We start from the raw sequence: 18,451 nt of genomic DNA, 5'->3' as shown, positions 1-18,451 counted from the left end.
GTTCGCCACCCACGGCTGGACCGTCCGAACGGTCAATGCCCGCGAGGAGGCGACCCGCCTGGGTCGCGAGCCGCAAAACGAAGACCGGCCGTTCGCGAACAGCTTTGTGACGGCAACCAAAGCTTGACCAGGCGGTTCGTCGAGTAGAGGGTGATACGACTGGTTGTCACCCCGTCGATCGGCGGCGCCTGCCCGAGCTTCCTTTACTTCCCACCCAACCGGATGGTTAGGATCGCGGTTATCGCCCGTTGTGTCCGCGCACACAGTCGTGGGCACCTTCGGGAAGGTGCGAAAGGGGAAGACAGCGATGACTACCGAATCGGTTGCAGCCAAGACATCCGAGTCCACCAACGGGGCTTCGTCGGCGTCGGAGTCGGCTCGACCCGCAGATATCCCGGCGACGGTGGCCCGGCTGCGCCAGACTTTCGCCACCGGGCGCACCCGCGACGTGGAGTGGCGCAAGCGCCAGCTGCTGCAGCTGGCGCGAATGGTGGAAGAGAACGACGCCGCGATCAACGCCGCGCTGGCCGAGGACCTGGACCGCCACCCGTTCGAGGCGTTCATCGGCGACACCGCCGGCACCATCGGCGAAGCGAAGTACGCCGCCAAGAAGGTGCGCAAGTGGACGCGACGCAAGTACGCGCTCCTCGAGGCGGCGCAGCTGCCCGGGCGGGGCTGGATCCAGTACGAGCCCTACGGCACCGTGCTGGTCATCGGCGCCTGGAACTACCCGTTCTACCTGACCTTGGGCCCGGCGGTCGGCGCGATCGCCGCCGGAAACACCGTGGTGCTCAAGCCCTCGGAAATCGCGGCCGCTTCGTCGCACCTGATGGCCGAGCTGGTGCCGCGCTATCTCGACAACGACGCGATCGCGGTCATCGAAGGCGACGGCGCGGTGAGCCAGGAGCTGATTGCGCAGGGCTTGGACCGCGTGGTGTTCACCGGTGGCACCGAGATCGGCCGCAAGGTCTATGAAGGCGCGGCGCCGCACCTGACCCCGTGCACGCTCGAACTCGGGGGTAAGAGCCCGGTGATCGTCGCGGCCGACGCCGACGTGGACGTCGCGGCCAAGCGGATCGCCTGGATCAAACTGCTCAACGGCGGACAGACGTGCGTCGCGCCCGACTACGTGCTGGCCGACGCGAAGATCCGCGACGAACTCGTGAGCAAAATCGGCGCGGCCATTACCAAGTACCGATCCCAGGGGCCGAGCGGAATGCGGATGGCCAATCAGCGTCAGTTCGACCGGCTCAGCGGTTACCTCAAGAGTGCGGGCGGCAAGGTCACGGTCGGTGGCGGCAGTGACCCGTCGACCCTGCGCATCGAGCCGACCGTCGTTGTCGACCCCGACGTGGACGGCCCGCTGATGGCAAACGAGATCTTCGGGCCGCTGCTGCCGGTGATCACCGTCCAATCCCTGGACGACGCAATACGTTTCGTCAACTCGCGGCCCAAGCCGCTGTCCGCGTACCTGTTCACCAAGTCGCGCGAGGTGCGCGAGAAGGTGATCCAGGAAGTTCCGGCCGGCGGCATGGTGGTCAACCATCTCGCCTTCCAGGTGTCGACGGCCAAGCTGCCGTTCGGCGGCGTCGGCGCTTCGGGAATGGGTGCCTACCACGGCAAGTGGGGCTTCGAGGAGTTCAGCCATCGCAAGTCGGTGATGACCAAACCGACCCGTCCCGACCTGTCCAGCTTTATCTACCCGCCGTATACGGACCGGGCCCTGAAGATGGCCCGCAAGCTGTTTTGACACACTAGCTCGGGGATCGCCCACGACCGTTGGTTAATTGCAGAGAGGAAACTGATGCCCGGAGTGCAGGATCGCGTCATCGTCGTCACCGGAGCCGGCGGAGGACTGGGGCGCGAATATGCGCTTACCCTCGCCAAAGAGGGCGCCAGCGTCATCGTCAATGACCTCGGTGGAGCCCGCGACGGCACCGGCGCCGGCCACAACATGGCCGACGAGGTGGTCAAGGAGATCAAGGACGCCGGTGGCCGGGCGGCCGCCAGCTATGACAGCGTCGCCGAGCCCGAGGGCGCCGAGAACATCGTCAAGACCGCGCTCGACGAGTTCGGCGCGATCCACGGTGTAGTGAGCAACGCCGGCATCCTGCGCGACGGCACCTTCCACAAGATGACGTTCGAGAACTGGGACTCCGTGCTCAAGGTGCACCTGTACGGCGGATACAACGTCATTCGCGCGGCGTGGCCGCACTTCCGTGAGCAGAGCTACGGTCGGGTGGTCGTCGCCACCTCCACCAGTGGCCTGTTCGGCAACTTCGGCCAGACCAACTACGGGGCCGCCAAGCTCGGCCTGGTCGGCCTGATCAACAGCCTGGCGCTGGAGGGCGCGAAGTACAACATCCACGCCAACGCCGTCGCCCCGATCGCGGCCACCCGGATGACCGAGGACATCCTTCCCAAGGAAGTGCTCGAGAAGCTCACCCCGGAGTACGTCGCGCCGGTGGTGTCCTACCTGTGCACCGAGGAAAACCCCAACAGCGCTTCGGTTTTCGTCGTCGGTGGCGGCAAAGTGCAACGCGTCGCGCTGTTCCAGAACGACGGCATCACCTTCGACAAGCCGCCGACGGTCGACGACGTCGCCGAGCACTGGGACGAGATCACCGACCTGTCCGCGGCCAAGCAGGCCAACTTCAAACTGGGCTGAGGGCGCCGCGACTAACAACGCCAGTAGCCCACTGGGCTTCGGCGAGGCGCTCCAACCGAATTCGCCTTACAGTGGAGCCCGAGCCGCATAGCGACTGGACCACCTGACCGGCCTACCTGGCACATATCGCCCGACGGGGTCCAGGGAAAGGCAACACAGTCATGGCTGAGGAGCTGACGCCGCACTTCGAGGATGTGCAGGCGCACTACGATCTCTCCGACGACTTCTTCCGCCTGTTCCTCGACCGCACCCAGATGTACACCTGTGCCTACTGGCTTGGCGGCGAGGACATGACACTGGAACAGGCGCAGATCGCCAAGATCGACCTCTCGCTCGGCAAGCTGGACCTGAAGCCGGGCATGACACTGCTGGACCTCGGCTGTGGCTGGGGCGCCGCGATGCTGCGAGCCATCGAGAAATACGACGTCAACGTCGTCGGCTTGACGCTGTCCAAGAACCAAGCCATCCACGCTCAAAAGACGCTCGACGAGCTGGATAGCCCGCGTTCCAAGCGGGTGCTGCTCGAGGGCTGGGAGCGCTTTTACGAGCCGGTGGACCGAATCGTGGCGATCGGCCCGCTCGAGCACGTCGGCTACGACCGCTACGCCGCTTTCTTCGAGAGGGCATATGAGCTGTTGCCGGCCGGTGGCACGTTCCTGCTGCACACGATCACGAAACTCTCGGAAAAGGAGATCATCGAGTCCGGCCTGCCGCTGACGTTGAAGATCGTCGAATTCGGCGACTTCATGCAGACCGAAATCTTCCCCGGTGGCGCCCTGCCGACCATCCATATGGTGAAGCAGTTCTCGGCGAAGGCCGGCTTCAAACTGAAGCGTCGCCAGTCGCTGCAGCGGCATTACGCCAAGACCCTCGACGTATGGGCGGCGGGCCTCGAGGCACACAAAAGCGAGGCCATCGCGATTCAGTCCGAAGAGGTATACGAGCGGTACATGAAGTACCTCACCGGCTGCGCCGATCTCTTCCGCAAGGGCTACATCGACCTCAACCAATTCACTTTGCACAAGTAGTGGTCTTGGCGCCAGCGGGTTAGGCGAGCAGCTCGTTGCGCAGCCGGTCCACATCCGCCTGCGTGACGCCCGCGTCGCGCAGGTAGGCGTCCAGCGAGCCAAACTCCCTGTCGACCGTTTGGCGGGCGGCGTCCAGGTACTCCGGGCGCACGCCGAGGACTCCGTCGGCCAGCCGCGCCTTGGTGAACGTGACGACCTCCGGGGTCAGTTCGACGTCGGAGCGCTGCTGGATCATTTCGTAGATGTGGTCGCGCAGTTGAGGTACTGCGGCGTTGCTGCGCAGGTAGTCGGCGACGATGGTGTCGCGATCGATACCGATCGTTTCCAGCACGGTGGCGATCACGAAACCGGTGCGGTCCTTGCCCGCAAAACAGTGCGTGAGCACCGGGCGCCCCGCTGCGAGCAACGAAAAGACATGCTGCACAGCGCGTTGCGCGCCGTTGCGGGTGGGGAATTGCCGGTATTCGTCGGTCATGTGACGGACGGCGGCCTCGTTGACTTCTTCGTCGGACTGGTCGGCCTCGCCCTCGAACAGCCGCCGAAACGCGGTTTCGTGCGGCGCGTCGTCGTCGGTCGGCTCTTCGTCACCGAGGTCGGGAAACGGCAGCAGGTGGATGTCGATGCCGTCGGGAACCAGTCCCGGCCCGCGCCGGGCCACCTCGCGCGCCGCGCGCAGGTCGGCGACGTCGGTAATCCCCAACTCGCGCAGCGTCTCTCGGCCGTTGTCGTCGAGCCTGCTCAGCTCGCCGGACCGGAAGAGCCGTCCCGGCCGCAGCGCGGGCGTGCCGTCGGCGACGTCACGAAAGTTCCACGCGCCGGACAGTTCTCGCAAGGCCTCAGTCATTGGTGGTCACTGCCGCGGCGAAGGTGGATTGTTCCCGGCCGATTTCGGAACGCGCGATCGTCCGCATGTGCACCTCGTCGGGTCCGTCGAAGATCCGCATGGCGCGATGCCAGCCGTAGAGCCGGGCGAGCACGGTGTCGTCGCTGATGCCGGCGGCCCCATGCACCTGGATCGCGCGGTCGATGACGTCGCAGGCGATTTGCGGTGCCACCGCTTTGATCTGCGACACCAGCAGGTGGGCGGCCTTGTTGCCGTGCTGGTCGATCGTCCATGCCGCCTTCTCGCAGAGCAGCCTGGCCTGGTCGATTTCGTTGCGGGACTTGGCAATTGCTTGCTGGACGAGACCCTGGTCGGCCAGTGGACGGCCGAACGCAATCCGGTTGTTCGCGCGGTGCACCATCAGGGCCAGGGCGCGTTCGGCCCCGCCGAGCGCGCGCATGCAGTGGTGGATGCGGCCCGGGCCGAGCCGGGCCTGGGCGATCGCGAAGCCGCCGCCCTCCTCGCCGAGCAGGTTGGTGGCCGGAACACGGACGTTGTCGTAGACGATCTCGCAGTGCCCGTGCTGGTCCTGCCAGCCGAAGACGGGCGTCGAGCGCAGCACCTGCACGCCCGGGGTGTCCATCGGGACGAGCACCATCGACTGCTGCTGGTGGCTGGCCGCGTCGGGATTGGTGCGGCCCATCACGATCAGGATCTTGCAGCGCGGGTCCGACGCGCCCGAGGTCCACCACTTGCGGCCGTTGATGACGTAGTCGCCGCCGTCGCGCTCGATGGACGTTTGGATGTTGCGGGCGTCGCTGCTGGCGACCGCCGGCTCGGTCATCGAGAAGGCGCTGCGGATCTCGCCGGCCAGCAGCGGTTCCAGCCACTGCTTGCGCTGCTCCTCGGTGGCGAACAGGTGCAGGGTTTCCATGTTCCCGGTGTCGGGCGCCGCGCAGTTGACCGCCTCGGGTGCGAGCTCCAGGCTCCAGCCGGTCAGCTCGGCCAGCGGGGCGTATTCCAGGTTGGTCAAGCCGGACTCGGCCGGCAGGAACAGGTTCCACAGGCCGCGCTCTTTGGCCTTGGTTTTGAGTTCCTCGATGACTGGTGGAACGGTGTGGTCGTCTTGGCCGGCCTCGTGGCGGTAGTTGTCGTAGGCGGCCTCAGCCGGAAAGACATACTCAGTCATGAAGTCGGACAACCGCTTGTGGTAGTCGGTGGCCTTAGCCGACATCGCGAAGTCCATGACCGTCACGATAGGACACGCCCCGCGGCGTCCAGTTTCAGGTCGCCGGCGCGACCGGAAAACCTCGGTGAATACCCGCCGAGTCACCCGGTCCCCGCTTATCTTTCGCGGTCACGATCGAGCACGATGGACTCATGAGTGACGCCGCCGAATCCCGTCCCCCGTTTCCCCCGTTCACCCTCGAAACAGCGCTGCAGAAGGTCCAGGCCGCCGAGGACGCCTGGAACACCCGCGACCCCGAAAAAGTCAGCCTGGCCTACACGCCCGACTCGCAATGGCGAAACCGTGGCGAACACGTCGTCGGCCGGGCCGAGATCGTGGCGTTCCTGACCCGCAAGTGGCAGCGCGAACTCGACTATTCGTTGCGCAAGGTGCTGTGGGACTTCCACGACAACCGGATCGCCGTGCGGTTTCAGTACGAGTGCCACGACGACACCGGCCAGTGGTATCGCAGCTACGGCAACGAATTGTGGGAATTCTCGCCGTCCGGATTGATGGCGCGCCGCGAGGCCAGCATCAACGACATCCGGATCGACGAATCGCAGCGCCGCCACTTCGGGCCCCGGCCCGTATCGGAACACGGCCAAGACATCCCGCTTTGGTAGCGGCCGCTAGGGTGTTCAACTCAACGAGGTTCGCAACAACGCAGCTGAGCTAAGGAAAGTAGATGTACGCGCCATGACAGATGCGCAGTCAGAGCTCGTCAAGGTCGGGGTCGTTGCTGAATCCGGGACCGATGAGCGCCGTGTTGCACTGGTCCCGAAGGCGGTCGCATCCCTGGTGAGCACCGGTGTGGCGGTCGTGGTCGAGTCCGGCGCGGGTGCGCGGGCATTGTTGCCCGACGAGCTCTACACCGAAGCCGGCGCCACGATCGGGGACGCGTGGTCCGCCGACATCGTGGTCAAGGTCGCGCCGCCGACCGCCGACGAGGTGGGCAAACTGCGCAGCGGCCAGACGCTGATCGGCTTCCTGGCGCCCCGCAATGCCGAGAACTCGATCGGTGCCCTCAAGGCGGCCGGTGTGCAGGCGTTCGCGCTGGAAGCCATTCCGCGGATCTCGCGCGCGCAGGCGATGGATGCGTTGTCGTCGCAGGGCAACGTCTCCGGTTATAAGGCCGTGCTGCTGGCCGCGTCGGAGTCGACGCGGTTTTTCCCGATGCTGACCACGGCGGCGGGCACGGTGAAGCCGGCCACGGTGCTGGTGCTCGGGGTGGGCGTGGCCGGGCTGCAGGCGCTGGCCACGGCCAAGCGGCTCGGTGGGCGCACCACCGGCTACGACGTCCGCCCGGAGGTGGCCGACCAGGTGCGTTCGGTCGGAGCGCAGTGGCTCGACGTCGGCATCGACGCGGCCGGTGAGGGCGGCTACGCCCGCGAGCTCACCGACGAGGAGCGCGAACAGCAGCAGCAGGCCTTGGAAAAGGCGATCAGCGGATTCGACGTCGTGATCACCACGGCGCTGGTCCCGGGCCGGCCCGCGCCGCGCCTGGTCACCGCCGTCGCGGTGGAGGCGATGAAGCCCGGCAGCGTGGTGGTCGACCTGGCCGGGGAGACCGGCGGCAACTGCGAGCTCACCGAGCCCGGGCAGACGGTCGTGAAGCACGATGTCACCATCGCCTCGCCGCTGAACCTGCCGGCGACAATGCCCGAGCACGCCAGCGAGCTCTACAGCAAGAACATCACCGCGCTCCTGGAGCTGTTGATCACCGACGGCAAGCTGGCCCCCGACTTCGACGATGAAGTTATCGCGGACTCATGTGTGACCCGCGACCGAGAGGACTCCTAGATGTACGACGAGTTATTAGAGAATCTCGCGATTCTGGTGCTGTCCGGATTCGTCGGGTTCGCGGTGATCTCCAAGGTGCCCAACACGCTGCACACGCCGCTGATGTCGGGCACCAACGCGATCCACGGCATCGTGGTGCTGGGCGCGCTGGTGGTGTTCGGGGAGGTCGAGCACCCGTCGCTGGCGGTGCAGATCATCCTGTTCGTCGCGGTGGTGTTCGGAACGCTGAACGTGATCGGCGGCTTCATCGTCACCGACCGGATGTTGGGCATGTTCAAGGGCAAAAGGGCTGCCCCGCAAGCTAAGACCGAGGAGCCCGCGGCCAAATGAACTACCTGGTCACGACCCTCTACATCATCTCGTTCGCGCTCTTCATCTACGGCTTGATGGGCCTGACCGGGCCCAAGACCGCGGTGCGCGGCAACCTGATCGCCGCGGTGGGCATGGCCCTGGCGGTCGGGGCGACGCTGGTCAAGATCCGGCACACCGAGTCGTGGGTGCTGATCATCGCCGGTCTGGTCGTGGGCGTTGCGCTGGGTGTTCCCCCGGCCCGCATGACCAAGATGACCGCCATGCCGCAGCTGGTGGCGTTCTTCAACGGCGTGGGCGGTGGCACGGTCGCGCTGATCGCGCTCGCGGAATTCATTGACACCAAGGGCTTCTCGGCCTTCCAGCACGGCGAATCCCCGACCGTGCACATCGTGGTGGCGTCGTTGTTCGCCGCGATCATCGGCTCGATCTCGTTCTGGGGATCGATCATCGCGTTCGGCAAGCTGCAGGAGATCATCTCCGGATCGCCGATCGGCTTCGGCAGGCTGCAGCAACCGGTCAACTTGCTGCTGCTGATCGCGGCCGTGGCCGCCGCCGTGGTCATCGGCCTGCACGCCCATCCCGGCAGCGGTGGAGCGCCGCTGTGGTGGATGATCGGCCTGCTGGCCGCCGCCGGGGTGCTGGGACTGATGGTGGTGCTGCCCATCGGCGGCGCCGACATGCCGGTGGTCATCTCACTGCTCAACGCGATGACCGGACTGTCAGCCGCCGCAGCCGGTTTGGCGCTGAACAACACCGCGATGATCGTGGCGGGCATGATCGTCGGCGCGTCCGGTTCGATCCTGACCAACCTGATGGCCAAGGCGATGAACCGCTCCATCCCGGCGATCGTCGCGGGCGGTTTCGGTGGCGGGGGCGTGGCGCCCAGCGGCGACGGCGGCGGCGACAAGACCGTCAAGTCCACGTCGGCCGCCGACGCCGCGATTCAGATGGCCTACGCCAACCAGGTGATCGTGGTGCCGGGTTACGGCCTGGCCGTCGCGCAAGCCCAGCACGCGGTCAAGGACATGGCGGCCCTGCTGGAGAACAAGGGTGTGACGGTGAAGTACGCGATCCACCCGGTGGCCGGCCGCATGCCCGGCCACATGAACGTGTTGCTGGCCGAGGCCGAGGTCGACTACGACGCCATGAAGGACATGGACGACATCAACGACGAGTTCGCGCGCACCGACGTCGCGATCGTCATCGGCGCCAACGACGTCACCAACCCGGCCGCCCGCAACGATGCCTCCAGCCCGATCTACGGCATGCCGATCCTCAACGTGGACAAGGCCAGGTCGGTGATCGTGCTCAAGCGGTCGATGAACTCCGGGTTCGCCGGCATCGACAACCCGCTGTTCTACGGCGAGGGCACCAGCATGCTGTTCGGCGACGCGAAGAAGTCGGTGACCGCGGTCGCCGAGGAGCTCAAGGCCCTGTAGGCGGGCCGGCCGCCTGAAGCGCCGCGACGACGGGACCGACCCACACGCCGAGCAGCCGGCGTAGGTCGGGTCCCCCGCCGGCCGGCGGGGACATGATGAACGACTGCAGCGTGCGCAGCACGATCTGCAGGATGTCTTCCACCGCGGCGGGTTCGAACGCCGACCAGTCGACGTCGAGGCGGTCCAAAATCGAGCGGCCCAGCACGCGGGCGGTGTCGTTGGTGACGGTGACCTGTTCGGCGAACGCCGCGGTGCGCGACGTCCGCAGCAACAGGCCGATGTAGGGATCTTTCGGCAATCGCTCCAGGGTCAGGCAAATGCCCTCGATCAGCGCCGCCGCCGGGTCGGTCATCCCGTGCAGCGCCGTCGCCAGGTGGTCCATGAAATCGGCGGTCGCGTCCAGGGCCGTCGCCTGGAGCAGCTCGTCGGTCGATGCGAAGTAGTGATAGATCGTCTGGCGCGTCACGTTCAGGGTGCGCGCGACATCGGCCAACGAGATCTGGTCGCCGCGCTCGTCGATGGTGTGGCGGGCGGCCGCCAGGATGCGGGTTACCGCCTCCTCATCGCTGGCCGGAACGCTGCCGCCCCATCCACGGGTCCGCACATCGCGACGATAGCGGACGCGCCCGCGACCCAGCAGGTCATACGTCTTGCAATCATCTGTATGATCGGTGGGGTCAAAGGAGACGAGATGACTGCAACAACGTGTCCGTTCGGAGAGAACTTCGATTTCACCGACCCCGACGTATTGCTGGCCGGACTTCCGGTCACCCAATTCGCCGAGCTGCGCCGTACGGCCCCGGTCTGGTGGAACGCGCAGCCCGAGTCGATCTTCGACGACGGTGGCTATTGGGTGATCAGCCGCCACGAGGACGTCGGAGCCATCTCGCGCAACAACGAACTCTGGTCGACCAACCGCAAGGGCGCGGTCATGCGGATGCCCGAAGGGGTCACCGCTGATCAGCTCGAGCTGACCAAGGCCTTGCTGATCAACCACGACGCGCCCGAACACACCCGGCTGCGCAAGCTGGTGTCGCGGCTCTTCACCCCGCGTGCGATCGGCGGGCTCGAAGAGAAGCTGGCCGGGGCGGCGGCCGAAATCGTGCGCACCGCCGCGCTCAAGCCGGACGGCGACTTCGTCGGCGACATCGCGATGAACCTGCCCCTGCTGGCGATCGCCGACCTGATCGGCGTGCCGGAGACGGATCGCGCGAAATTGTTCGACTGGACCAACGCGATCATGAACACCGACGATCCCGACTTCGACAGCGATCCCACCACTGCCAATGCCGAGCTGATGGCATACGCCTACAACATGGCCGACGAGCGGCGCCGCTGCCCGGCCGACGACATCGTCACGCGACTGATCCAGGCCGACATCGATGGCGATGCGCTGGGCGACGTCGAATTCGCGTTCTTTGTCATCCTGCTGGCCGTGGCCGGCAACGAGACCACGCGCAACGCCATGACGCACGGGATGAACGCGTTCCTGGACAACCCCGAACAATGGGAGCTGTTCAAGCGGGAGCGGCCGGCCACCGCGGTCGACGAGATCATCCGGTGGGCCAGCCCCGTGCATTGCTTCCAGCGCACCGCCCTTGCCGACGTCGAAGTGGGCGGTGTCACCGTCCGGGAAGGTCAGCGGGTGGGCCTGTTCTACAGCTCGGCCAACTTCGACGAAGAAGTCTTCGAAAACCCATTTCAATTCGACATCCTGCGCAACCCCAACCCGCACCTGAGTTTCGGTGGCAATGGGGCGCACTACTGCATCGGTGCGAACTTGGCCCGCATGGAGATCAAATTGATTTTCGACGAGCTCGCCGAGCAATTACCCGACATCGCCAAGCTGGCGGAACCGCAACGACTGCGATCGGGCTGGATCAACGGCGTCAAACGCCTCGACGTCGCCTACCGCGGCTGACCGGCGCCGAGTCACTTCCGCCACTGCTCCCTCTGGGAGCGGGAATACGCTTTTTGCCCGCCTCTGAGCGACAACGCCTGGCGCATCGCGCGAGCCTTGGATTTGTCGCTCAGAGGCGGGCAATTTGCATGCTGCCCGCGGAACAGTGACTGGTGGGACTGGCCCTCGCGAAGGCGCTTTAGACGGGCGGATACGCCGGCGGCGGGTATCCCTGGCCGCTCTCGACCCCGCGCAAGCCCCAACTCAGGTAGCCCATGAAGAACTCGATTTCGTCACTCGCGTCATAGTCCGGGCTCGGGTCCACTTGGCCCACGTTAGTTTCGGCGAAGCCCACCGGCGTCCCGGAGATGTCCGCGGCCGCCGGACGTCCACCGCCGCCGGGACAACGGGCTTAGGGCTGAATTGTCCTGCGGCTCAACGTGAATGTGTGACACTAAGCGGCCGCTGAGCGGGCCGAGTCGCGATTTGTTCGGGACGCGAAAAAGTCTGTCTAGACGGGCGGGTACGCGGGCGGCGGGTAACCGTTTCCGTCCTGAACCCCGCGCAAGCCCCAGGTGAAATACTTCATGAAGAATTCGATTTCGTCGCTGCCGTCGTAATCCGGACTAGGATCCATCGCCCCACCTCTGTACTCGCGACTAGTTCAAATAATGGAGTCTAGTCACATCCGTGCCGGTGCGACAGGCGCCGATACCTCTAAACTGTCCAACCAGTTGATTGGTACTTTGCCTTAACCGGGCCCGGCACTAAGCCCATGCCGCCCCGTTGGCAGCGACGATAGTGAGTAAAGATGTCATCCGACAGCATCACCCGCAACGGGTTAACGCGCCGCGAGGAGTTGCTGGCGGTTGCCACCAAGCTGTTCGCGGCCCGCGGTTACCACGGCACCCGGATGGACGACGTCGCCGACGTCATCGGCCTGAACAAGGCGACGGTCTACCACTACTACGCCAGCAAGTCGCTCATCCTGTTCGACATCTACCGCCAGGCCGCCGAGGGCACGCTGGCCGCCGTCCACGACGATCCCTCCTGGACGGCACGCGAGGCGCTCTATCAATACACGATTCGGCTGCTCACCGGGATCGCGAGCGATCCCGAGCGGGCCGCGGTGTACTTCCAGGAGCAGCCCTACATCACCGAATGGTTCACCGAGGAACAGGTCGCCGAGGTCCGCGAGAAGGAAGCCCAGGTCTACCACCACGTACACGGCCTGATCGACCGCGGCATCGCCAGCGGCGAGTTCTACCAGTGCGACTCTCACGTGCTGGCGCTGGGCTACATCGGGATGACGCTGGGCAGCTACCGGTGGCTGCGGCCCAGTGGCCGGCGCAGCGCCAAGGAAATCGCCGCCGAGTTCAGCACCGCGCTGCTGCGGGGCCTGATCCGCGACGAGGCGATCCGCACCGAGGCTCCGCTCGGGCCGTAGTCGTTTGAGTAGAACTACTCAGGCTTGACGGGTAGAACTGCGCGGGACTTGGGGTTTGCTGCTCGGCGATGCTTTTCGGGTGCAAACACTTCCCACCCCGGCCGAGCTGGCCGCCCAGACGCCGGCCGATCGCGACCGCGCCCTCGACGTCATCCGCATCGTGTCCCTGATCGGCGTCGTGGCCGGTCACACCGTGATGGCAATCAGCGTCATCCGCAACCACGTGCTCATCTGGGACAACCTGCTGACCACCTCGGTGGTGTTTCAGGCCCTCACCTGGATTCTCCAGATCATGCCGCTGTTCTTCTTCGCCGGCGCCGCGGCGAGCCTGTCGTCCTGGCGGCCCGGCACCAACTGGGGCGGCTGGCTGATGAAACGCTGCACCCGGCTGTTCCGGCCGGTGTTCTATTACCTCGGATTCTGGGCGGTTGCGCTCACCTTGCTGTATCCCGTTCTGCCCCAACACATCTACGAACCCATCGCCGGCGTCAGCATCCAGCTGCTGTGGTTCCTGGGCGCCTACGTGCTGGTGTTGGCCGCGATGCCGGCCTTGGCTCGAATTACCACCCGAACCCGTTTCGTCGCGGGGGTGGGTGCCGTCTACGGGACCATCGCTGTCATCGACGCCACCCGGCTGCACTGGCCCGCCGCGTCGGGGCTGGGTTATCTCAACCTCGCGGTCTGGCTGATCCCCGCGATGTTCGGCGTCGCGTACCGTCGTGAGCTGCTCACCGGGCGTGCCGCGCTGGTCACGGCGGCGGGCGTATTCGCCGTCAACATCGCCCTGGTGTGCTGGGGGCCGTATGAAATCAGCCTGGTCGGCACCGGGGACCACCACCTGTCCAACACCAGCCCGCCGTCGCTGCTGCAGGCCGGGCACGCGATCGTCCTGAGCGCGCTGGCCATCGCGGCAATGCCCGCGATCACCCGGTGGGCGCAGCGACCGCGCGTGTGGTGGTGGACCGCGCTCGGCAACTCCGGCGCGATGACGCTGTACCTGTGGCACATGCCCGCACTGCTCGGCATGCACCTGCTCTTCGACCTGACCGGTCACGCTCGCTACCCAGGCCAACCGGATTACCTCGCGATCAGCGTCCTGCAGCTGCTCCTGATGGTCGCCACGGTGGCGGTGCTGTTCCTGGTGCTGCGGCCGCTGGAGAACAACCCGCTGGCCGGCTGGGACGGCGCTCCGGCCATCACCTCGACCGGCCGGGGCGTGGCCGCCGGGCTGCTGCTGTGCGTCGCGGGGGTGGCGACCCTGGCGTCGATCAAATACGGCCTCAAGGACGACGGGCTGATCTGTGTCGCGACGATGGTGACCGCCCTGGTGGGCGCTCGGGCGCTCGCCGCGGCCGGTCGGGAGCGGTTGTGAAATCCCTGCAGCAGTCCACCGCCCCCATTGCGGTCGCACTTGCCCAGCCAGCCGGTGGCGTGGACCATCTTCGCTTACACCCTCGTCGCGACGATATCGACTGTGGCGCTCGCGGTTTCGCGTCCGGCGCGGCAGCCGTATCCGGCTTAGGGTTCGCCGTCCAGACCGTGCTCGATGGCGTAGCGAGTCAACTCCACGCGATTGGCGACTTGCAGCTTTCGGAATGTCGCTTGGATGTGATTTTCGACGGTGCGGTGGCTCAACGACAGCCGTTCGGCAATTTGCTTGGCCGACAGCCCCTTTGCCACATGGCGCAACACCTCGGTCTCGCGCTCGGTCAGGCTGGGCCCGGCCGGTCCCGAGTCCTTACTCTGGGCGATGCGGCGGTATTCGCCCAGCACCAGGCCGGCCAGGCTGGGGGTGAACACGGCCCGCCCGGCCGCGGTGGCCTGCACGGCCTCGGCCAGTTCGGCTTTCGACGCGCTCTTGACCAGGTAGCCGGTGGCCCCGGCCTTGACGGCCTCCAGGACGTCGTCGCGTTCGTCCGAGGCCGACAGCACCAGCACCCGAGTCTCGGGTGAGACCGCGAGCACCTCGGCCGTCGCCTGCGCGCCGTCGCCGTCGGACAGGCGCATGTCCATCACCACCACGTCGGGCTTGACCACGGCCGCCCGGCGCCGGGCGGCGGCCACGCTGTCGGCCGTGGCGACCACGTTGAACCCGTCCTCGGCGAGGTCGCGGGCCACTGCGTCGCGCCAGATCGGATGGTCGTCCACCACCATCACCGTCGTCGCGGTGTCGTCAGTCATCTCGTCCCCCGTCGCGCGGCACGCACAGTTCCCACTCGACACCTTCACCCGGTTCGCCGTGCAGCTGCGCGCTGCCGCCCAGCGACACCAGCCGTCCCACGATCGACTTCGAGATCCCCAGGCGTCCCTGCCCGGCGGCTTCCTCGAGCCGGCCGTCGGCGATGCCCACGCCGTCGTCGCGCACGCTGACCGTGACCGAATCACCCAGGTCTTCCAGCAGCACGAACGCGTGGGCGCCGGCACCCGCGTGCGCCCGCACGTTGTCCAGGGCATTGCCCACCGCGGCATCGAGCTCGGCGGCCACCCGGCGCGGCAGGGCCACCGGCGTCCCCGGCAAGCTCACCGACACCAGGTCGGACTCCCGGCGGCGCAGCAGCGTGCCGAGATCGAGCGTGGTGCGGTCCCCGTGCTCGTCGACGCCGGCCGACGTGACCCATCGTCGCAGCGCGCGCTCCTGCTCGCTGGCAAGGTCAGCCAATTCGGCTGTGGCACCGCCGATTTCGTGGCCGCGCTTGGCCACAAGCGCCAGTACCTGGATGGCGCCGTCGTGCACCTCGCGCGATAGCCGCTCCCGTTCTTGAACCGCGGCGGACAGTTGGGCGGCGCGTTGCAGGTCGGCGTGGGCGCGTCGCGCGGTTTGGGCGGCCAGGCCGATCGCCATGCCGATCGCCAGCTCGATGATGATCGTGGCGTTGTGCCCCATGTTGAGGTCGAAGTAGTTCTTGACGGCGAAATTGGTGGCCATCACCGCCAGACCGGTCAACATCCCGCGGACCGGGCCGAACTGGATCGCGGCCGAGATCGTGGGATTGCTGGCCCACAACGTCGTCGGCCAGGTCTGGTTTTCCGACGCCCAGTGCTCGAACGTGATCACCCGGTTGGACCACATCAGCGCGACGACGATCACGATCTCGGCGATCACCCACACCGTCGTTCGGCCGAACCCGCGCAGGTAGGCGATCGCGCAGGCCGCGCTCCAGCCGATCAGCACCGCGAACAGCACCCAACCCAGCATCGGCCGGCGCAGATCCGGGTTGATGGCGATCTGGAAGCCCGTCGCGTAAAGGCAACTCAGCAGCCGGAATACCTGCGCCGCGCGCCACAGCGGCGCCGTCGGATCGGGATTGGGGCGCGTCATCGCGCTCAGCATAAGTCGGCGACGGCCCGGCGCGGGCCCGCCGAGGATCAGGTCGCGGTGGTGAATGGATTGTGTTCGGCGAACAGCTTCTCCATGCGCGCTTCGTCCAGACGCACCCGGATGGTCGCGGCTTCCTGCTGATCGCGGATCACCTTTGCCAAGGTGAATGCGCTGGAGACGAGGAACAACACGGTGATGCCGAGGAACAGCCGCTGCCATGAATCAAGCGGGAGGTAGAAGATCCCGCCGAGTGCGGCGACGAAGCTAACCCCGAACGCGACGGCGGCCTGAATGAAAAAGGCGGCGGTGTTCTTCGACGTGCCATTGGGAATTTCCATGTGCTCCAGCATGCGAAAGGACCCGCATCGCCGGACAGGGTAGGACTACTCAGATTTCAGATGCTTGTCGAGGAAGGCGAGCTGATCGGCGATCACTCGCTCGAAAGCGTCGTCGACGTAGATCGCGAAATGCTCCTCGGGATAGGTCCGCACCTCGCCGCGGGGGGCATTGGCGGCATGGCGCAGGGTCGCGTCGGCGGGGGCCAGCGAATCGTGCTCGCAGACGCAGAACAGGATGGGGCAGGCGATCTTCGGGGTGAGCAGGCCGGGCCGGTAGGTGAAGATCTTCATCGTGATGCGTGCCGCGATCTCGTTGCGCAGCTCGGCGCCCTCGGGAACCAGCCGCAGGTACCCCGAGTAGGAGTCGGGGGTGTTCATCAGCGCGACGTCGCCCGGTTTGCCCGCCGCCGCGACCATCACCGGGGGCCGGCCGCGGCGGGCGGCGATGACGTCGCGGATCGCCCGCGCGGTGATGCGCGCGGTGGCCAGCGGATAGGAGATCGTGCGCGCCGATGCGATGCCGTCGGTGAACGGACACTGTGCGATGACCGCGGCGATGCCCGGTAGCCGGGCTGCCGTGCTGATCACATGTCCGCCCGCAAAAGATGTGCCCCACAACGCGATTCGATCGTGATCGACGCCGTCGAGGGTGCGGGCATAGGCCACCGCGGCGGCCCAGTCGGCGAGCTGCATGTCGATGTCGAGAACCTGGCGCGGCTGACCCTCGCTGTCGCCGAAGTTGCGGTAGTCGAAGACCAGGCAGGCGTAGCCGGCCGCGCTGAACCGCTCGGCGTAGGCATCGAGGCGCATGGTGCGCACCGCACCCAGGCCGTGCGCCATCACCAACAGCGGCGCATCGCCCACGTCGGACGGTCGATAGAGCCACGCGCTGATCCGGTCGGCACCGGAGGTGAATTGGACGTCTTCACGCTGAGCCATCGCCATTCCATTCTGCCTGGCCGCGGTTAAGTCCGGCCCCGTCGGCGCCCCGGAAGTTATGGACTAGTGTCTAGAAAAGCTTTCCAGGCTTCAAGGGACGGAGACTGTCATGGCGATCCGCGTCGGGCACGTCGGTACCGGAAATGTCGGAGGCCTGGCCCTGGCCGAACTGATCACCAATCCGCAGTTCGAACTGACCGGCGTCAACGTGTCCACCCCGGAGAAGGTGGGCCGCGACGCCGGCGAACTGTGCGGCGTCGGCCTGGATACCCCGACCGTCACCGGCATCAAAGCCGTCAATGACCTGGACGCCATCATCGCCGCCAAGCCCGAGTGCGTCGTCTACTGCGCGATGGGCGATACCCGGCTACCCGACGCGATGGCCGACGTCATGCGCATCCTGGCGGCCGGCATCAACGTCGTCGGGTCGTCGCCCGGGCTGCTGCAGTTCCCGTGGGGCGTGATGCCCGACAAGTACATCGCTCGCGTGGAAGATGCTGCCCGGCAAGGTAATTCGAGCATCTTTATCAGCGGCGTCGACCCGGGGTTCGCCAACGACCTGATCCCGTTCGCGCTTGCCGGGACCTGTCAGCGCATCGAGCAGGTGCGCTGCATGGAGATCCACGACTACGCCAGCTACGACGGTGAAGAAGTCATGACCTACATGGGGTTCGCCCGGCCGATGGACGAAATCCCGATGCTGCTGCAACCGGGCATCCTCAGCATCGCGTGGGGTACCGCGATCCGTCAGCTGGCGGCCGGTCTCGGCATCGAGGTCGACGAGATCAAAGAGTCCTACCAGCGCGAGCCGGCGCCGGAGGATTTCGACATCGCGATCGGCCACGTGGCCAAGGGCACCGTGGCGGTGCTGCAGTTCGAGATTCGCGGCATGGTCAAGGGCCACCCCGCCATCGTGATCGAGCACGTCACCCGACTGCGGCCCGACCTGCGCCCCGACTTGCCCCAGCCCGCGTCCGGCGACGGCTCGTATCGCGTCGAGATCACCGGTGAGCCGTCGTACGCCGTCGACATCATCCCGAGCAGCCGCAAGGGTGACCACAACCACGCCGCAATTGCCGGCGCGGCGGGCCGTGTCGTTAACGCGATTCCGGCCGTGATTGCGGCACCGCCGGGCATCCGGACCACCCTCGATTTGCCGCTGGTAACCGGCAAAGGCCTTTACGCACCAAGCACTTTGGTGACCACTTAA

Annotated in this window: 20 protein-coding genes; 11 read left to right on the top strand and 9 right to left on the bottom strand. The window is 66.4% G+C overall.

Annotated features, from left to right (window positions below; genetic code table 11):
• The first annotated feature begins 307 nt into the window (after positions 1-307).
• From LMQ14_RS26595 to LMQ14_RS26585, 3 genes are all read left to right on the top strand, one after another.
• A complete protein-coding gene (locus tag LMQ14_RS26595; protein ID WP_267732576.1) occupies positions 308-1,750 on the top strand; it encodes an aldehyde dehydrogenase family protein in 1,443 nt (480 codons plus the stop codon).
• Positions 1,751-1,804: 54 nt separating this feature from the next.
• The gene (locus tag LMQ14_RS26590; protein ID WP_267732575.1) at positions 1,805-2,668 is read left to right on the top strand and encodes an SDR family oxidoreductase; all 864 of its coding nucleotides are present in this window, start codon (positions 1,805-1,807) and stop codon (positions 2,666-2,668) included.
• A gap of 161 nt (positions 2,669-2,829) precedes the next feature.
• The gene (locus tag LMQ14_RS26585; RefSeq protein ID WP_267732574.1) at positions 2,830-3,696 is read left to right on the top strand and encodes a cyclopropane mycolic acid synthase family methyltransferase; all 867 of its coding nucleotides are present in this window, start codon (positions 2,830-2,832) and stop codon (positions 3,694-3,696) included.
• 19 nt (positions 3,697-3,715) lie between these two features.
• On the opposite strand, the gene LMQ14_RS26580 is transcribed toward LMQ14_RS26585, so the two are convergent.
• Positions 3,716-4,540 (bottom strand): tyrosine-protein phosphatase, encoded by an 825-nt coding sequence (locus LMQ14_RS26580; RefSeq protein WP_267732573.1) that lies wholly within the window; start codon positions 4,538-4,540, stop codon positions 3,716-3,718.
• On the bottom strand, positions 4,533-5,753 hold the full coding sequence (locus tag LMQ14_RS26575; RefSeq protein ID WP_267735694.1) for an acyl-CoA dehydrogenase family protein: 1,221 nt from the start codon (positions 5,751-5,753) through the stop codon (positions 4,533-4,535). The genes LMQ14_RS26580 and LMQ14_RS26575 overlap by 8 nt, the downstream gene beginning before the upstream one ends.
• A gap of 146 nt (positions 5,754-5,899) precedes the next feature.
• Between LMQ14_RS26575 and LMQ14_RS26570 the strand changes: the two genes are divergently transcribed.
• The 4 genes from LMQ14_RS26570 to LMQ14_RS26555 all read left to right on the top strand — a co-directional run bounded on the left by LMQ14_RS26570 (position 5,900) and on the right by LMQ14_RS26555 (position 9,298).
• Positions 5,900-6,370: a nuclear transport factor 2 family protein gene (locus LMQ14_RS26570; RefSeq protein ID WP_267732572.1), complete on the top strand. Its 471-nt coding sequence runs from the start codon at positions 5,900-5,902 to the stop codon at positions 6,368-6,370.
• A 73-nt stretch (positions 6,371-6,443) separates the two neighbouring features.
• Complete coding sequence (locus tag LMQ14_RS26565; protein WP_267732571.1) at positions 6,444-7,547, top strand: Re/Si-specific NAD(P)(+) transhydrogenase subunit alpha; 1,104 nt, start codon at positions 6,444-6,446, stop codon at positions 7,545-7,547.
• On the top strand, positions 7,548-7,877 hold the full coding sequence (locus tag LMQ14_RS26560; RefSeq protein WP_267732570.1) for an NAD(P) transhydrogenase subunit alpha: 330 nt from the start codon (positions 7,548-7,550) through the stop codon (positions 7,875-7,877). It begins immediately after the preceding gene.
• A complete protein-coding gene (locus tag LMQ14_RS26555; RefSeq protein ID WP_267732569.1) occupies positions 7,874-9,298 on the top strand; it encodes an NAD(P)(+) transhydrogenase (Re/Si-specific) subunit beta in 1,425 nt (474 codons plus the stop codon). The genes LMQ14_RS26560 and LMQ14_RS26555 overlap by 4 nt, the downstream gene beginning before the upstream one ends.
• On the opposite strand, the gene LMQ14_RS26550 is transcribed toward LMQ14_RS26555, so the two are convergent.
• Positions 9,285-9,902, bottom strand: a complete 618-nt coding sequence (locus LMQ14_RS26550; RefSeq protein ID WP_267732568.1) for a TetR/AcrR family transcriptional regulator — start codon at positions 9,900-9,902, stop codon at positions 9,285-9,287. The genes LMQ14_RS26555 and LMQ14_RS26550 overlap by 14 nt on opposite strands.
• Before the next feature lie 87 nt (positions 9,903-9,989).
• Here LMQ14_RS26550 and LMQ14_RS26545 point away from each other — a divergent pair, with 87 nt between their 5' ends.
• Positions 9,990-11,219: a cytochrome P450 gene (locus LMQ14_RS26545; protein ID WP_267732567.1), complete on the top strand. Its 1,230-nt coding sequence runs from the start codon at positions 9,990-9,992 to the stop codon at positions 11,217-11,219.
• Positions 11,220-11,397: 178 nt separating this feature from the next.
• Here LMQ14_RS26545 and LMQ14_RS26540 read toward each other — a convergent pair whose 3' ends face one another.
• Positions 11,398-11,523 (bottom strand): hypothetical protein, encoded by a 126-nt coding sequence (locus LMQ14_RS26540; RefSeq protein ID WP_267732566.1) that lies wholly within the window; start codon positions 11,521-11,523, stop codon positions 11,398-11,400.
• A gap of 186 nt (positions 11,524-11,709) precedes the next feature.
• A complete protein-coding gene (locus LMQ14_RS26535) occupies positions 11,710-11,835 on the bottom strand; it encodes a hypothetical protein (protein ID WP_090598460.1) in 126 nt (41 codons plus the stop codon).
• A 174-nt stretch (positions 11,836-12,009) separates the two neighbouring features.
• On the opposite strand from LMQ14_RS26535, the gene LMQ14_RS26530 reads away from it, so the two are divergent.
• Positions 12,010-12,645 (top strand): TetR/AcrR family transcriptional regulator, encoded by a 636-nt coding sequence (locus LMQ14_RS26530; protein WP_267732565.1) that lies wholly within the window; start codon positions 12,010-12,012, stop codon positions 12,643-12,645.
• A gap of 79 nt (positions 12,646-12,724) precedes the next feature.
• Positions 12,725-14,017 carry an acyltransferase family protein gene (locus LMQ14_RS26525; RefSeq protein ID WP_267732564.1) on the top strand — a complete coding sequence of 431 codons (1,293 nt, stop codon included), beginning with the start codon at positions 12,725-12,727 and terminating at the stop codon, positions 14,015-14,017.
• A gap of 146 nt (positions 14,018-14,163) precedes the next feature.
• Here LMQ14_RS26525 and LMQ14_RS26520 read toward each other — a convergent pair whose 3' ends face one another.
• From LMQ14_RS26520 to LMQ14_RS26505, 4 genes are read right to left on the bottom strand one after another with little or no spacing between them, the layout of a single operon-like run.
• Positions 14,164-14,826, bottom strand: coding sequence for a response regulator (locus tag LMQ14_RS26520; RefSeq protein WP_267732563.1), 663 nt, complete (start codon positions 14,824-14,826; stop codon positions 14,164-14,166).
• The gene (gene macS / locus LMQ14_RS26515) at positions 14,819-15,964 is read right to left on the bottom strand and encodes a MacS family sensor histidine kinase (RefSeq protein ID WP_267732562.1); all 1,146 of its coding nucleotides are present in this window, start codon (positions 15,962-15,964) and stop codon (positions 14,819-14,821) included. Before macS ends, LMQ14_RS26520 begins: the two co-directional genes overlap by 8 nt.
• A 47-nt stretch (positions 15,965-16,011) precedes the next feature.
• Positions 16,012-16,302 (bottom strand): YiaA/YiaB family inner membrane protein, encoded by a 291-nt coding sequence (locus LMQ14_RS26510; protein WP_267732561.1) that lies wholly within the window; start codon positions 16,300-16,302, stop codon positions 16,012-16,014.
• A gap of 45 nt (positions 16,303-16,347) precedes the next feature.
• The gene (locus tag LMQ14_RS26505; RefSeq protein WP_267732560.1) at positions 16,348-17,241 is read right to left on the bottom strand and encodes an alpha/beta hydrolase; all 894 of its coding nucleotides are present in this window, start codon (positions 17,239-17,241) and stop codon (positions 16,348-16,350) included.
• Between the two features lie 109 nt (positions 17,242-17,350).
• On the opposite strand from LMQ14_RS26505, the gene LMQ14_RS26500 reads away from it, so the two are divergent.
• Positions 17,351-18,451, top strand: coding sequence for a diacylglycerol kinase (locus LMQ14_RS26500; RefSeq protein WP_267732559.1), 1,101 nt, complete (start codon positions 17,351-17,353; stop codon positions 18,449-18,451).

The organism is Mycobacterium sp. Aquia_213, from assembly GCF_026625985.1.
Lineage (GTDB): Bacteria > Actinomycetota > Actinomycetes > Mycobacteriales > Mycobacteriaceae > Mycobacterium.
The sequence above is the reverse complement of the archived record's forward strand: the minus strand, read 5'-3'. Positions and strand labels throughout refer to the sequence as shown.